At 48.2% G+C, this 14,965-nt stretch carries 11 protein-coding genes; 7 read left to right on the top strand and 4 right to left on the bottom strand.

The window, feature by feature from the left end:
* The first annotated feature begins 9 nt into the window (after window positions 1-9).
* The 6 genes from ODZ53_RS09195 (at window position 10) to ODZ53_RS09220 (ending at window position 6,463) form a co-directional block, all read left to right on the top strand.
* Complete coding sequence (locus ODZ53_RS09195) at window positions 10-1,068, top strand: LLM class flavin-dependent oxidoreductase (protein ID WP_372676732.1); 1,059 nt, start codon at window positions 10-12, stop codon at window positions 1,066-1,068.
* A gap of 226 nt (window positions 1,069-1,294) precedes the next feature.
* Window positions 1,295-3,499 (top strand): J domain-containing protein, encoded by a 2,205-nt coding sequence (locus ODZ53_RS09200; RefSeq protein ID WP_372676733.1) that lies wholly within the window; start codon window positions 1,295-1,297, stop codon window positions 3,497-3,499.
* A gap of 21 nt (window positions 3,500-3,520) precedes the next feature.
* The gene (locus ODZ53_RS09205; RefSeq protein WP_372676734.1) at window positions 3,521-4,153 is read left to right on the top strand and encodes a DUF1266 domain-containing protein; all 633 of its coding nucleotides are present in this window, start codon (window positions 3,521-3,523) and stop codon (window positions 4,151-4,153) included.
* A gap of 118 nt (window positions 4,154-4,271) precedes the next feature.
* Window positions 4,272-5,159: a TIGR01777 family oxidoreductase gene (locus ODZ53_RS09210; RefSeq protein ID WP_372676735.1), complete on the top strand. Its 888-nt coding sequence runs from the start codon at window positions 4,272-4,274 to the stop codon at window positions 5,157-5,159.
* Window positions 5,156-6,016, top strand: coding sequence for an AraC family transcriptional regulator (locus ODZ53_RS09215; RefSeq protein WP_372676736.1), 861 nt, complete (start codon window positions 5,156-5,158; stop codon window positions 6,014-6,016). Before ODZ53_RS09210 ends, ODZ53_RS09215 begins: the two co-directional genes overlap by 4 nt.
* Window positions 6,017-6,070: 54 nt before the next feature.
* Complete coding sequence (locus ODZ53_RS09220) at window positions 6,071-6,463, top strand: VOC family protein (RefSeq protein ID WP_372676737.1); 393 nt, start codon at window positions 6,071-6,073, stop codon at window positions 6,461-6,463.
* 65 nt (window positions 6,464-6,528) lie between these two features.
* Here the strand turns inward: ODZ53_RS09220 and ODZ53_RS09225 are convergent, their stop codons facing one another.
* Both ODZ53_RS09225 and ODZ53_RS09230 read right to left on the bottom strand, forming a co-directional pair.
* On the bottom strand, window positions 6,529-8,004 hold the full coding sequence (locus ODZ53_RS09225; protein ID WP_372676738.1) for an RtcB family protein: 1,476 nt from the start codon (window positions 8,002-8,004) through the stop codon (window positions 6,529-6,531).
* 383 nt (window positions 8,005-8,387) lie between these two features.
* On the bottom strand, window positions 8,388-9,476 hold the full coding sequence (locus ODZ53_RS09230; RefSeq protein WP_372676739.1) for an ankyrin repeat domain-containing protein: 1,089 nt from the start codon (window positions 9,474-9,476) through the stop codon (window positions 8,388-8,390).
* Between the two features lie 232 nt (window positions 9,477-9,708).
* Here ODZ53_RS09230 and ODZ53_RS09235 point away from each other — a divergent pair, with 232 nt between their 5' ends.
* The gene (locus ODZ53_RS09235) at window positions 9,709-12,822 is read left to right on the top strand and encodes a S8 family serine peptidase (RefSeq protein ID WP_372676740.1); all 3,114 of its coding nucleotides are present in this window, start codon (window positions 9,709-9,711) and stop codon (window positions 12,820-12,822) included.
* A gap of 83 nt (window positions 12,823-12,905) precedes the next feature.
* On the opposite strand, the gene ptsP is transcribed toward ODZ53_RS09235, so the two are convergent.
* Entirely contained in the window at window positions 12,906-14,633 is a 1,728-nt protein-coding gene (gene ptsP / locus ODZ53_RS09240) for a phosphoenolpyruvate--protein phosphotransferase (protein ID WP_372676741.1), read from the bottom strand.
* Between the two features lie 59 nt (window positions 14,634-14,692).
* On the bottom strand, window positions 14,693-14,953 hold the full coding sequence (locus ODZ53_RS09245; protein ID WP_372676742.1) for an HPr family phosphocarrier protein: 261 nt from the start codon (window positions 14,951-14,953) through the stop codon (window positions 14,693-14,695).
* Window positions 14,954-14,965 lie beyond the last annotated feature (12 nt).

Genomic DNA, 14,965 nt, shown 5'->3' on the forward strand with positions numbered 1-14,965 from the left:
TGAATCAACATGGAACAATATCGTATCGACGCCAAAAAGGGACTTGAATTCGGCTTATATTCGATTGGCGACCATGTCCCGAATCCACACACTGGCTCCAAGATTTCGCCTGAACAGCGCATCAAGGAATTAATCGAGGCAAGCAAGCTGGCAGATGAAGCAGGGCTTGATGTATTCGCTGTCGGCGAAAGCCACCAGACATATTTTACGACGCAGGCGCATACCGTCATTCTGGGTGCGATCGCACAAGCTACGAAGAACATTAAAATTGCTAGCTCCGCCACTGTATTGAGTACATCCGATCCGGTCCGCGTGTACGAGGATTTTGCTACCCTGGATCTGATCTCCAATGGCCGGGCAGAAATTGTTGCCGGACGCGGTTCCCGAGTAGGAGCATATAGCCTCCTCGGCTACGATGTGCGCGACTATGAAGAATTGTTTGAAGAAAAAATGGACCTTCTTCTCAAGCTAAATAACGAGGATCGCGTTACGTGGGAAGGGCAGTTCCGTGCACCGCTACAAAATGCAACGATCTTGCCGCAGCCTTTACAAGGACGTCTGCCCATCTGGCGTGCAGTAGGGGGACCACCTGCAAGTGCGATTAAAGCCGGTCAAGCTGGCGTGCCTATGATGCTGACCACACTCGGAGGTCCTGCCATCAACTTCAAAGGCTCCGTCGATGCTTACCGGGAGGCTGCGAAGCAAAATGGTTTTGACCCAGCGATTCTGCCAGTAGCGACAACGAGTTTGTTTTATACAGCCGACAAAACTTCGGATGCGCTTCGCGAGTTCTATCCGCATCTAAATGGCGGGTTTATCGCATTGCGTGGCGGTGGCTATCCGAAGCAACAGTTTACACAATCAGTCGATTATCGTGATGCATTAATGGTAGGCAGCCCTGACGTCATCATCGAAAAAATGCTTTACCAATACGAAATGTACGGACAACAACGCTTCATGGCGCAAATCGACTTTGGAGGCGTACCTTTTGATAAAATTGCGAAAAACATTGAACTGATCGCAACGAAAATCTTGCCAGAAGTGAAAAAGCATACCACCAAATCGTAAAAAGCCTATGAAAGTCGTCGTCTTCAGTGACAATTATCTCAAATTAGAGACACTCTGTTCGTTGATACGGCCTGCTGACCGAAAGCCTCCAAGACACGGATCTTCTTCTCACAAGGAAAGAAGGTCTGCGTCTTTTTTATTTTTCCATGATAGTTAATATTATCCTCATTAGATTATAATCATGAAGCAACAGATGAATCACACGTAAAAGGTGGCGTGAAGACTTGTGAATATTTGGAGGATACTGGACCTTGATCCTACCGAAGATATTTCGACGATAAAAAAAACCTATGCGAAAAAGCTAAGGCTACATCACCCGGAAGATGATCCAGAAGGCTACCAACAACTGCGTGAAGCATACGATCTGGCCATTAAAATGGCAAAGCAGGGCCAGGGAAAACCAAAGGCAGAAGTGACATCCATAGCCGATGCAGAAACCCCTGTACAACCGGAAGAGGATACTCCCATTCTCACTGTTCCACGTCGGCTGTCCTTTCAACATATTGACGCCGCACCAGATCGCAATGATCCGGTTGAACAGACAGACACTTTCAGGCAAGAGGATACTCCCATTCTCACTGTTCCACGTCGGCTGTCCTTTCAGCATATTGACGCCGCACCAGATCGCAATGATCCGGTTGAACAGACAGACACTTTCATAGAAGAGGATACTCCCATTCTCACTGTTCCACGTCGGCTGTCCTTTCAGCATATTGACGCCGCACCAGATCGCCATGATCCGGTTGAACAGCTAGACACTTTCATGCAAGAGGATACTCCCATTCTCACTGTTCAACATCGGCTGTCCTTTCAGCATATTGACGCCACACCAGATCGCAATGATCCAATTGAACAGCTAGACAGTTTTATGGAGCAAGTAAAAGCTTTGTACAACGATTTCCCTTCCAGAATTAATCCTGAAAATTGGACAAAGCTGCTCCGTTCTGACTTAGTGTGGAATATACATCTGAGAAGAATCGTCAGTGATCGCCTGTTTCACTTTCTACACGAGCACCACCATTTGCCCAAAAGCGTCTGGTTAATACTAGAGGATGGCTTTCAATGGCGGGAGCTTATTCAAGAGCCTTTTTATATGGACAAGCACTCGAAAAATTTTTGCCAATACTATCTGAAGCAGCTAGACCATCCAGGATTGCGTTTTGACACTTTGCTTGCGGCGCCCCATCTCGATCGTGATCTATTTTTGTCTTACCGCGATGCAGCTTATCAAGCCTTGAAAGAAAATCAACTGGAGCAAGCAAGCAATTCACTTAACGCGGCTATTGCCTTATTTGCCGATGACCCCGAATTGCTTCGCCTTCAGGGAGAGTATTGCCAGCGAGTCGGTGACACGGCTGGTGCACTCGACGCTTATTCCCGTATCATCAGCATTCAACCAGACGATATCGACAGCTACCTGGCTCGAGCCTACATATGGTACCACAAACACCATGTCACCGAGGCTCAGAAGGAATGCGAGTACATCTTGTCTCAACTCCCAACCCATCCGGAAGCACTGAGCCTGCTCGGAAAGTGTCAACTGAAGCTGGGTAATGAAGCTCAGGCAAAAGTCACATTTGAACAGCTGCTCGCAGCCAGTCCACACGATTACGAGGCGCTCATTTTGCTCACGCAGATTCGTGGAAACATGCTGAAACAAGTCAAGAAGCTACCAGCCAAAGAACGAAAGCATGCCTTGCAGCAATTGACTTCGGAGCTGGGAGAACGGAAAGACTTGAATAAACAAATAAAGCCAGCCATTCATTTCCAAGTAGCCATAGCTACAGTGACACTTGCGCTCATCATGCTTTTTCAATCTCTTCTATACAACGCGTTTGTGGATCATACAAAATTAACTCCCATTTCATATATACAGCTTCACCAGAATGGACTGGTCAAATTATCTTCGCCAGAGGATTTAAAACAGATTGGACCCAACCAATTCGTTCAGGCCAAGTTAACGAATCTCCGTTTTCTGAAAATCTATCAGTATACGAAAACAGATAAAGACGGAAATAGCTACACGGCATACGAAAATTATTTGACGCTTAATGAAACCGGAGACATAGGAAAAGTTAATCCTTCAGGCTACGTAAAAATCGGCTACTTGGGGGATACACCCATCCTCGTCATTACGAAGTATAGTACGATCGAGATTGAAAAAACCGGAATCTTAGAATTTGAAATGGGCCAGGTAATGGATATACCTCCTAAGGTACTGACTGACACAAAGAAAATGTTACTGGATTTGGAGCTGACTTCTTTGTTCGATTTCAACAAACTCAATCAAAATCAAATGATCGACGTAAGGTATATGACGATTCCGAGCCCTCCGTTGGAGATTTATTTCTATGGGCTGATTCTTTTGGTCTTGTGTCGGTTCTTCTTTGGTTCACTGTACAAGCTGTATATCATCACTCGAGTCTATTAACAAGGAGTGGACTTTTCATACATGTTCACATTCAAGCGTAAAAAGGAAAAACAATTTCACTTCTTCACCGGCAGTATGAATTCAGCTATTGGGATTGGGTCAGATTCGATCTACATCGAAATTAAAGATAACTATACCAAACGGGGAATAAGAGACGCCGCGAGTCAGAAAGAGAGACTATCGTGGATGCTAAAAGAAGGCGAGCGGAAAGAATTTGCCCGGCTTCACCATTTCTTATCAGCGTTATCAGAGTCAGGACGCGTGGAATATATCAACTCTCTGGAACCAGATCGGGATCGCGTCGGCAAGGCAAAGATCGTTCATTCCTATCTGCGAAGACTCCCAGATGAAGGGATCGCCGCCTATGATTATGCCTGGGTCTCCCACTTGAGTGGTACGAGACGGGAAGGCGGCTATATCAGCAAAGAGGAAGCTCGACAGTTTAAGCTAGAGGCTGTGAGACAAGCGCAGCAAGCCTATAACAGCTGGAGCGAGTTTCTCACGGGATATATCGCCGGCTATCAATTTATGACTGCGCAAACATCGCTGGATCACCTGCGCCAAAGTGATTGGAATTTTTCACGCTCCTTTGTTTCCAAACACTGCATGCTATCCAAATCTAACTGGCATACCGACTTTTCAAATTTTTGCTAATCAATAAAAGCTCTTCCCATTTTGGGCGAAGAGACATGACGGATACATGCTGCCGCCACCTTGCATTATGTTACAATTATTGTAAGAAATTCGAAACCGCAGGAAGCGAGTTGATCTTATGAAAAAGAAAGTGATCCTGGCCGGCGGCACTGGCTTTATCGGCAAGTATCTGGCAGACAAATTCAATCAACTTGGCTATGATGTCATGATCATCGCTAGAACTTCCCCTCATATCACGTGGGACAATCACGCAAAAATCGTAGAAGCTTTGGAAGATTCCGAGCTGCTCATCAACCTGGCGGGCAAATCCGTCAACTGTCGTTACCATGAGAAGAACAAAGCAGAAATCCTGAAATCCCGGACAGAGACCACTCACATACTCGGCGATGCTGTTTTGGCTTGCAAAAACCCGCCCTCGCTCTGGCTCAATTCCAGCACAGCCACCATCTATAGGCATGCGGAGGATCGTCCCATGACGGAAGAAGGCGGAGAGATTGGAACAGGCTTTTCCGTTGATGTCGCCAAGGAGTGGGAATCTGCCTTCTTTTCCTTTGATTTGCCGAATACGAGACAAATAGCCTTACGAATGGCGATCGTGCTGGGCGAAAACGGTGGGGTTATCGATCCATACAAAAATCTCGTTCGCTTTGGACTCGGGGGTGTACAAGGGTCTGGCAATCAGCGTTTTAGCTGGATTCATGTCGAAGATATCTTCCAGATCATTCTCTTTTTGAAAGAGCGAACGGACTTAAGCGGCGTATTCAATTGTTCTTCTCCCCATCCCGTCACAAACCGTGAATTCATGCAGCATTTTCGCAGCGTGATGAATCGGAGCTTCGGACTTCCTTCGCCCAGATGGATGCTGGAAATGGGGGCTATGATGATCGGAACGGAAACAGAGCTGGTGTTAAAAAGCCGCTGGGTCATTCCTGAAAGACTTGAGCGTGAAGGATATCAGTTCCGATTTGCCCATATCGATAAGACGTTGCAGGATATCGTGAAATGACCGACAAGCCTTCCAGGAATTATGTTCTTCACGCAAAAAGCAAGCAATTTTACTGGGAAGGGGACGGGCAGCTTTCCATTAAAACATTTCGTAATGGAAGGGCACATTACAAGACGAGTAAAGGCTTTTTTGCTGTAGATGAGGGTAGGTATCTCTTGCTGAACGAAGGGGAATATACCATTTCCATTGACGAAGATGAGGATGTGGAATCGCTTTGTATTTTCTTCCGGCATGGTTTTGGCGAGGAGATTTTAAGCACGTTCGTGGATTCAACCGACCTCCTTCTCAGTGATCCGTATAAGGAAACGGCTTCGATCGGTTTCTTTGAAAAAACCTATCATACGAGCCATACACTGGCATTTCAGTTAGCGGCTTTGAAAGAGCGCCTCACCATCCTTGATCGGGAATCCATTGGTTATGAAGAACAATTTCACCAGATTATGCAGACCCTATTGCTCGGGCATCTCGATGTAAGAAAAGAAATGGACGCTTTGCACGCGCTTCGGCAATCAACGCGCGAGGAGCTATACCGAAGAATCAGTACCGCCCACGATTATATACGGGCTTTTTATGATCAACCAATCAGGCTCGATGAGATCGCACAAATTGCTTGTTTATCCCCCAACCATTTATTGCGAGCGTACGCCCAAGTGTATGGCAAAACGCCCCACCAGCATATTTCGGAATACCGGATACAACGAGCCAAACAGCTGTTAGCCAAACTGGATTTCAGTATGACCGACATCGCCTTTGAGGTTGGATTCAGTAACCCTGTTTCCTTTAGCAAAATGTTTAAGCAGCATGTCGGGATTTCTCCTCTGTCATTCAGAAAAAAAGTGATTTTGGATAAGAAATAATCATTGGATTCGTTTATGCTGATAAGGAAACGCGAACAGAAGGGGGACTTTATCATGCAAACGAACCTGATTCAAAAAGTAGGGCAAATCGGCATCCCTGTCAAAAACCTGGAAAAGGCCGTCCATTTTTACAAAGAGCAACTCGGGCTCCCTCTTTTGTTTCAGACAGGCAATATGGCGTTCTTTGAATGTAACGGACTTCGCCTCATGCTAAGCCTACCGGAAAAAGAACAATTTGCACACGCCAGCTCCGTCCTTTACTTTCAAGTGGATGACATTCAAATCGCTTTTGAAGAATGTAAAAAAAGGGACGTTACGTTTATCGACGAGCCACATCTCGTAGCCAAAATGGGGCAAACGGAAACGTGGATGACCTTCTTCAAAGACACAGAAGAGAATACACATGCCTTCGTGAGTGAAGTACAAGGGCAAGGGGAGACCGTTTAATTCTGAACGGTCTCTTTTTTATTCCTATCAAGAAGAAAAGCCTCCGAATGCTCGGAGGTTCCTATCTAGCCTTTCACCGTAGCAATCGGCGCCACTTCGGCCACAATCTCAGCCATCCCATGATCCACATGCGACTGAATCACCGGAGTAATATCTTTATAGGCATACGGCGCCTCTTTTTTTAGCTCTTCTTCCCATTTCTTCAAAATATCGCTCCGTCCGCGCAAGTCCGCCCGCTTCGGATCAATTGGATTGATCACACGGAAGTTGGCGAGAAACTCGCGAAACCGGTCATCATCCACTTTCACAGCATCGCCGCGAGAAAGTGCACGACCTGCGCCATGGCTTGCACTATACAAGCTATCCCGGTTGCCTAGCCCCGCCAAAATAAAGCTATGCGAGCCCATGGAACCGGGAATAAACACTGGTTCGCCCGTATACTGAAACGGCGTGCCCATCATTTGCTCAGCCGATTTCGCCGTACACGATCCTTTTCGATGCAAAAATCCGCCCACCTGCTCTAGCTGTTCTTCCCACAAATAATTATGTGGCGCATCGTACAACAGCCTGTGTTCAAAATCGCCCAGCACATCGGAAATCGATTTGTACATCATCAGCCCCAGCATCAATCGATTGGCAAATGCAAAGTTCGCCGCATTGTGCAGGAGACTCCAAAACATTTTCCACTGTGGAAGGGAACGCTCCGAAAGAGGCAGTGGATACATGCCGTTATCTGGATGCTTCAAGGACGTCGGGTACATCTTTTTCAGCATCTCTTTGATCCATGCCCCGCTGTGATAACCAATAGAAACAGAGCCGGTATGAATCATGAGGACGACTTGCCCTTCCTTCAGCCCCCACTGACTGGCGATAGAGCCCTGATGCACTTTTTTGACCACCTGAATCTCAAAAAAATGATTCCCGCCGCCAAGCGAGCCGATTTGTGCATCCCGGGAAAGCTCGGCAGGACCGAGAAAGTCATCGAGGCCAATCGTCGATTCCGCGATAAAAGACCCCATTTTATTGACATGGTTCAAATCTAGCTCCTGCTGCTTCTCGTTGTAATAACGCCAAATTCCCTCGCCATTCGCTTCCTTGTGGCTGTCCAGTATGCCGATCAGGCCTTCCTTGAACATTTTCTCGCGCATATTCCGCGTCATGGGAATATTGCGACCCCCTTCAAAAAAAACATGGCGCACATTCCTTTCAATGGCATCCAGATTTGTGCGAATCTGTTCCTCGTGCAAATCCGTGACATACAGACGCATCCCGCAGTTAATGTCGTTGCCAATCGCTTGCGGCAGTACAAACCCACGTGTAAACAGCGTCGTGCCTACAGGGATGCCGCTTCCTTTGTGAAAATCGGGCGTAATGGCTACTTCCAAAACCCCGGTATTGGGATCGTCAAAATAATCGGGTGAATGCTTTTGCAGCGTTGCAATTGTTTCATTCACCTCTAAAAGCCGCTGAAGCTCCTCTACCGCATTGTTTTCCACTTTTACTTCCGGATTGATGAAATATTTGAGCGGCGTGTTGCTCAAAAGAAGACCACCTTTATTTGTTTTATAGGAACATATGTTCTTTGTTTTTCAATAGAAAAAGCCGCTTTCATGCTCATTTCTTCCGTCTGGATGAAAAAATGCAGCATGGTATCGCAGCCTTTACGCTTGAGGCTATTCAGTTATCGTAGGAGCGTTATCCGCAGTCTAAGAGAAACGGAGTTGGCTCACCCTTCAACAGCGCAATTGCGTAAAAGGCATACCTATGGAGTTGGATTTTATCGCTACATTGTTTGTTTCAGGCTTGATTACGTATGCGAACATGTTTAATCCTCCTCCTTTCGTTTCTTGCTCACGATCTTACCATTGGATAAATTTTACTGTCAAGCCCCCGAATTATCGAGGGCGCTTGTGATCTTTTCCTTTTACATCGAATCTAATTCGCCTTCCATAAACTTGATCAGATACACCTCTGGCTGCGCAAGAAATTCCGTAAAACTGCACAAGTCCGCATACTCCTTATGCTCCTCATCATAGCAGCCGATGCTCCCTTTTTTCTTCGGATTCCACACGAGATGCAGATGGGAGTAGTTGTCGATTTCGGCAGACAAACGCAGCAGCTTTTGCCGACCGATTTTCATCTCAATCGTATCGGTCAATGTGAAAAAGTCGATATACGCGATGTCATACTCATTGTCCGCCAGCTCAAGACGCAGCTCTTCTCCGGTAAGAAAGCCAATCAGTTCGTCGGTCAGTTTATATTTTTGCAGCTCGTACTTTTTATTCTCCACATCATGTAGCTCGGCAGGTTCCAGCGATTTCAAATACGCAGCCAACTCCGTATTTTTATTGCTGACGGCGATGGTATAAGGCCGCTCTCCACCCTTTTCCGCAACCATAACGTCCGCACCGCGTTCAACCAAATACCTGACCATGGCGATATTCCCCATGCGCGTGGCAACTGTTAATGGGGTCGCTTGATACGGATACACCATATCCGGTTTGTTGTAATTGATGTCCACCCCATGATCGAGCAAGTAGGCCGTAGTCGAAAGGTCATGATCCGACACGGCTTTACGCAATACATCGCCGCCATGCAGTCTTATATCCAGTCCAAGCTCTTGAATGAGCGGGATGTTCTTTTTGTTGCCGTAGTAAGCCTCCGAATAAGCGCCTGAGCGCACCTGATTGACCATGTCCAGCTTGGCGCCTTGCGCTACAACATAGCGAACGATCTCTTCCTTGCCATAACGTACGGCCTTCAAAAAAGCCGGTTTATTTTTGACATTCAGATTAACGCCATGCTCTACCAGCAGCTTAACAACATCTAGTTTCTCCGATACAAGTGCCAGATCCAACGGACTTATCGTCGTATATTCGCTTAGCACGATCCCCTTTTCTATATCCCAGCCCGCCGCAATCGCTTCTTGCAAAGCCGTGACATTTCCTTGATAAATATGCATCGCGATTTCCGGCAGCTCTTGGAAACTCCCGATATTTTTCAACTTGATCATCGATTATCCTCTCCTGACCTATGTCTTATGAAAAATATAGAAAATAAATTGGCAAAAAACAACAAATTTCTACCATATTCTCCCTAAATAGATCGAGAATACAGTCTATTTTGTCATTTTTTGACGAATTTACCCGATAAAAAGCTTTTTCTCAATAAAAGGAGTAGTCTTACGAGAAGAGAAATACTTATGCAAATCGTCTTATACATATTTTTTAAAGGAGAGTGGACTGATGAAGAAGATGCGTACACTCGCTTCTCTTACGCTTGCAGCAGCACTCATGCTGAGTGGCCTTCCTTACAATGCACTGGCAGCGGCGGAGTTTAGTGAACAGGATTGGGAAAAAGTAAACGAGTATACCAATGCGGAAGTAGAGATTGGCTCCGAAATCTCGAAAATCTCCCCCCTGCTGAACACCAGTTCCAGCAAAAACGTCAATGTCATTATTGAGCTGCAAAGTGAACCTTCGATCACAGCTAAACATAGTGAAGGTTCAGAATCTTCCGTTAGATCGTTGCGAGCGAAAGTAGAGGATGAACAAGCCTCCTTCCTCGATGAAGCAAAAGACAACAAGGTCAAATTGAAGGTAAAGCGCAAGTTTGAGCATGTATTCAACGGAATGGAAGTAACGGTGTCAGCCGACGAGCTGGAAGAGCTGGCTGCACTGCCACAGGTGAAACGCATTTATCAAAATACGTATTATGAGCTTCCCGAAATTGATGCCGTCAGCGAGAAAGCATCGTCCACCAAATGGGATCAGGCCCCTCTCCAACAAATTGGCGTGCTCGATATGTGGAAGGAAGGTTTGACAGGGAAAGGATTGAAGGTCGGCGTCATCGATACGGGTGTCGATTACAAGCACCCTGATCTCAAGGATGCTTATAAAGGCGGATATGACTCTTTCGACAATGACAAAGACCCGTATGAAGAAGCACCCATCCCTGTGGAAGATGACCGCGATGGAAAAGGATATGAAGGCTCCAGCCATGGAACTCACGTATCCGGCACGATCGTAGGACGCGCCAAAAACAAAACCTCAGATGTGCAGGTAAAAGGGGTTGCCTACGGTGCAGACCTCTACGTTTACCGTGTATTGGGCCGAGGCGGCGGAAGCTCCGCTCAGGTCATCGACGGTATCGAAAAAGCGGTGAAAGACGGCATGGATGTCATTAACCTGTCGCTTGGCTCCGCTTTGGAGAAGGACTCTGACTCCCCAGATGCCATCGCTGTGAATAACGCGGTGCTGTCTGGTGTGATTACGGTTGTATCGGGTGGGAATTCGGCCGACGATGAGCGCGGCAGACATTACTACACGGCGGGATCACCTTCTGGAGCGAGGCTACCGATCACAGTTGCAGCGGTAGATTCCCCTACCGTGCAATATGACGGCTCAGCAACCTCGTCCTTCGGAGCCAATTACGAATTCCCTGTGATGGCATGGCAGGTCAGAAAGGATAACTTCGCCTCCATCATCGGAACCAAACCGCTGCCAGTCGTCTATGCCAACCTTGGCTCTCGCAGCGATTTTGAAAAGGCAAATGTAAAAGGCAAAGTCGCTCTCGTTTCCCGCGGTTCTCTCGGCTTCACGGAAAAAATCGAAAACGCCCGAAAAGCTGGTGCTGTCGCTATCGTGGTCTTTAACGGTAACGACGTCGACGGGGATGGCGTAGCTGACCTGGATATCCGTGATCGCGAGGGCTATGTCGACACGATCCTGGGTGACCAGATCGAAGCAATCCCTACCTTTGACATGAAGGGTCTGGAAGGCCGGACACTGGCAAAAGAGCTGCTGGCTAACTCTGAAAAAGCGAAAACACTGACGTTTACGTTCTCAGAAAAATACCCAAGCACAAATGACCCGGGCGACCGCATCGCCGGCTTTAGCTCACGCGGTCCAATCATGGGCGACGATTACAGCATCAAGCCGAATCTGGCTGCGCCAGGTGTAGCGGTTCTGTCCAGCTATCCATCTTGGAGCAAGCTGATCCCTGACGCTAAGTACGATAAGGCATACGCTCGTTTAAACGGTACAAGCATGGCGGCTCCGCACGTTTCCGGTCTTGCTCTGTTGATGAAACAGGCGCATCCGGACTGGACACCTGCCGATATCAAGGCAGCGCTCGCGAATACCTCCAAACCGCTGTATAGCCCAGACGGCACGCTGTACGATGTGTACTCCCAAGGTGCAGGCCGCGTAAACGGCCATGCCGCATCCAAAACACCTGCTGTTCTGACAACGGTAGAGCAGCTCACCATTTTGGGCGAAGATTTTGAACCGAAGACCATTCCGTATTATGCGGATAACGTTTCCTTTGGCTTGCTGAAGGCTGGCAGCAATACCGTCACGAAAACACTCCAGCTGAAAAACCTGTCCAAAAAGGATGTTTCTTACGATGCAAAAGTGATCATGCATCCATCCGTCACGACAGATCCGTACAAGCCAGGCTCCAAAACGCCAGATGTGGATGACATCGATGTGGAAATCTCCGACAATTCCATCTCCGCTAAAAAAGGCGCTGAAGCCACATTTGAGCTCAACCTGACTGTGGACTCCGATGCAAAAGACGGCGTGTATGAAGGGGAAGTCCTGCTGACAGCCAAAGGAAACCCTGACCTGCGCCTGCCGTTTGCTGTACACGTGGGAGAAAAGCGTGAGGATACCAACTTTGGTTTCGACAACCTGAAGCTCTCCGACACGACAATTACGCCTGATGGCGATGGCAATGAGGATTCGTTCACACTCGAAGCCGAGCTGCAAGCCAAAGACGTGAACCAGATCTCTGTTGAGGCATGGAACTTGGACGATAAATACGTCGGTACGCTCGCATCCGTGTTCAACAATTACGCGTTGATCGCGCCAGGCCCTATCACCTTCTCTAATCTCGATGGTACCTACTACGATGGTGGCCAAGTAGCGAAGAAGCTCGATCCAGGCAAATACAAGCTGAAGCTCGTCGGTCGAGTCGTTGACCAAAGCAAGCCGAAGGGTGAACAGATTGTAAAAGAATACGAGGCTTGGAAATCCTTCATGATTAAGGCCTCTGATAAAAACGCGGTTTTGTCTAAGGTAGTGGAAGAAGCCGAGGAGCAATTCGAGTTTGAGGTTGCGAACATTACAGAGCTGGATCAACCAGTGCTTGCCCTGCCGGAAGAGAGCAATGATGTGACTTATCAGGTGACGAAGAGCTCTGATGAGGCGCTTATCGACGATGAGGGGATTTTGAAGGAGCTGCCTGCCGAAGGTGAAGAGACCGTTACGCTGTATGTGACGATTACTTCTAAGGAAGATGAGTCGGTTACAAGGACTGTGAAGGTGGATGTGACATTAGAGGCGGTAGTAGAGTAGTGTTGGTTTAACGTTTTTAGATGAATGAAGGCTCCGCCACACATCATGGCGGAGCCTTATCATTTTCCCAACTATACCGGCCATTACAGCTTGTTTAAAATTTCCTCTTTGATAAAGGCTCTGATCTCTTCGCCGCTCTCCAGGGCGAGGACGTGTTGTGCTGTTTCCTGTAGCGACTTGTAATCCAGCTTTCTCAGCAAATCGCGGGCCCGGAGAACGGAAGTGGCACTCATGCTGAATTCATCCAGTCCCAACCCGAGCAGAATCGGGATCGCCAATTCCTCCCCGGCCATTTCTCCGCACATGCCGACCCATTTGCCTTCCTGATGGGCCGCCTTGATTACCTGATTCACCAGCCGTAAAATGGCGGGATGGTACGGATCGTACAAGTAGGCGACCTGCTCGTTCATTCTGTCCGCTGCCATCACATACTGAATCAAATCATTGGTCCCGATGCTGAAGAAATCGGCTTCCTTGGCGAGCTGGTCTGCGATAATCGCGGCAGCTGGCACCTCGATCATGATTCCTACTTCCAAATGATCGTGAAACAAAATGCTTTGGTTGCGCAGCTCTGCCTTCACTTCGTCCAGGATCTGGTTCGCTCGACGCAGCTCAGCTATAGTGGCGATCATTGGATACATGATTTTGATATTGCCGTATATACTTGCCCGAAGCAAAGCGCGTAACTGCGTCTTAAACAGTTCCACGCGATCCAGGCAAAGCCGGATGGCTCGATAGCCTAGAAACGGATTCAATTCTTTCGGCAGATCGAGGTAGGAAAGCTCCTTGTCCCCGCCGATGTCCAATGTTCGAATGACAACTGGTCGATCCTTGCCCATGGTTTCTGCAACTGCTTTGTAAGCCGCAAACTGCTCTTCTTCCGTAGGGAACTGCTCCCGCCCCATATAGAGAAATTCGGTACGAAACAATCCGATTCCCTCGGCGCCGTTTTCAACGGCCTGCACGGCGTCCCGCGGATTCCCGATGTTGGCTGCCAATTCCACGCGGTGCCCATCGGCGGTAACACTTTCTTCATGAACCAGACGAGCCCAGTCCTCTTTTTGTTTCCAGTAGGCCTGCTGCTTGGCTTCATAGGCTGCGACGACAGCTTCGTCCGGTCGAATGTGTACCTCGCCCTCAAGGCCGTCGACGATGACCAGATCCCCGGTTTGCAGCTGCTCTGTAATGTCCGACATGCCTACCACCGCCGGGATTTCCATGGTGCGTGCCATGATGGCGGAGTGAGACGTGCGACCGCCTATATTCGTTGCAAATCCTTTTACCTTTTCCCTGTCCAACTGTGCCGTATCGGATGGCGTCAGATCGTGTACAACCAGCACCACCGCCTCAGCGAAATCCGCTTGCAACTGATCGTGTATGCCGAGCAGATTCTTCAGCAGACGCTGACTGACATCGCGCAAATCCGCCGCCCGCTCCCGCATGTACTCGTCATCCATGCTCTCAAAAATGGCGACAAAGCTGTCACGAACCTCCTCCAGAGCTGCTTCCGCATTCACTCTTTCGCATTCCAGCTTCTCCTCAATGGCACCAATAAACTCCGGGTCCTGCAAAAAAAGCTGGTGGGCTTCAAAGATTCTCGCTTCTTCTTCGCCCATCTCGTGGCGGACCTTCTTCTTGACTTGCTCGAGCTCCAGATCTGCCGCTCTCACACTTTCCCGAAATCGCGCAAGTTCTGCGGCCACCTCATCTTGGTCAAGGATGCGTCGTTCATACTGAACCATCTCTTCCTTTTGTACAACAGCTCGTCCAATCACGATTCCGGGAGCTGCAGCGATCCCTTTTTGCAGCATTACAATCGCTCCTTATCGAAGCCGCACCCCCTGGTGTCCAGAGGGGGCTTCCTGTCATGTTACCCGTGAACTGACATGAGCAATTTGCCAAGCTCCTCCATTGCTTGCTCTGCCTGATCTCCAGTGATTTCAAGGGTGATTTGCTCCCCCATCTTCGCACCCAGTGTCATCAAGCCCATGATGCTTTTACCATTGATCTTTTTCGTGCCCTTGATCACGTTTACCTCACAAGGAAACGAGGTAGCCTTTTGTACGAATAACGTTGCCGGACGGGCGTGCAGTCCAGTCGGATTTTGAATGGTGAAAGTTTTGGTCAACATCTGGTTCCAGCT

Origin of the sequence: Brevibacillus sp. BD137 (assembly GCF_041644655.1) — a bacterium.
Lineage (GTDB): Bacteria > Bacillota > Bacilli > Brevibacillales > Brevibacillaceae > Brevibacillus > Brevibacillus brevis_D.

Coding starts and splice junctions, on each gene's coding strand:
- ODZ53_RS09195 (WP_372676732.1), top strand. CDS start 10: ATGGAACAATATCGTATCGACGCCAAAAAGGGACTTGAATTCGGCTTA.
- ODZ53_RS09205 (WP_372676734.1), top strand. CDS start 3,521: ATGTTCACATTCAAGCGTAAAAAGGAAAAACAATTTCACTTCTTCACC.
- ODZ53_RS09210 (WP_372676735.1), top strand. CDS start 4,272: ATGAAAAAGAAAGTGATCCTGGCCGGCGGCACTGGCTTTATCGGCAAG.
- ODZ53_RS09215 (WP_372676736.1), top strand. CDS start 5,156: ATGACCGACAAGCCTTCCAGGAATTATGTTCTTCACGCAAAAAGCAAG.
- ODZ53_RS09220 (WP_372676737.1), top strand. CDS start 6,071: ATGCAAACGAACCTGATTCAAAAAGTAGGGCAAATCGGCATCCCTGTC.
- ODZ53_RS09230 (WP_372676739.1), bottom strand. CDS start 9,476: ATGATCAAGTTGAAAAATATCGGGAGTTTCCAAGAGCTGCCGGAAATC.
- ODZ53_RS09235 (WP_372676740.1), top strand. CDS start 9,709: ATGAAGAAGATGCGTACACTCGCTTCTCTTACGCTTGCAGCAGCACTC.
- ptsP (WP_372676741.1), bottom strand. CDS start 14,633: ATGCTGCAAAAAGGGATCGCTGCAGCTCCCGGAATCGTGATTGGACGA.
- ODZ53_RS09245 (WP_372676742.1), bottom strand. CDS start 14,953: ATGTTGACCAAAACTTTCACCATTCAAAATCCGACTGGACTGCACGCC.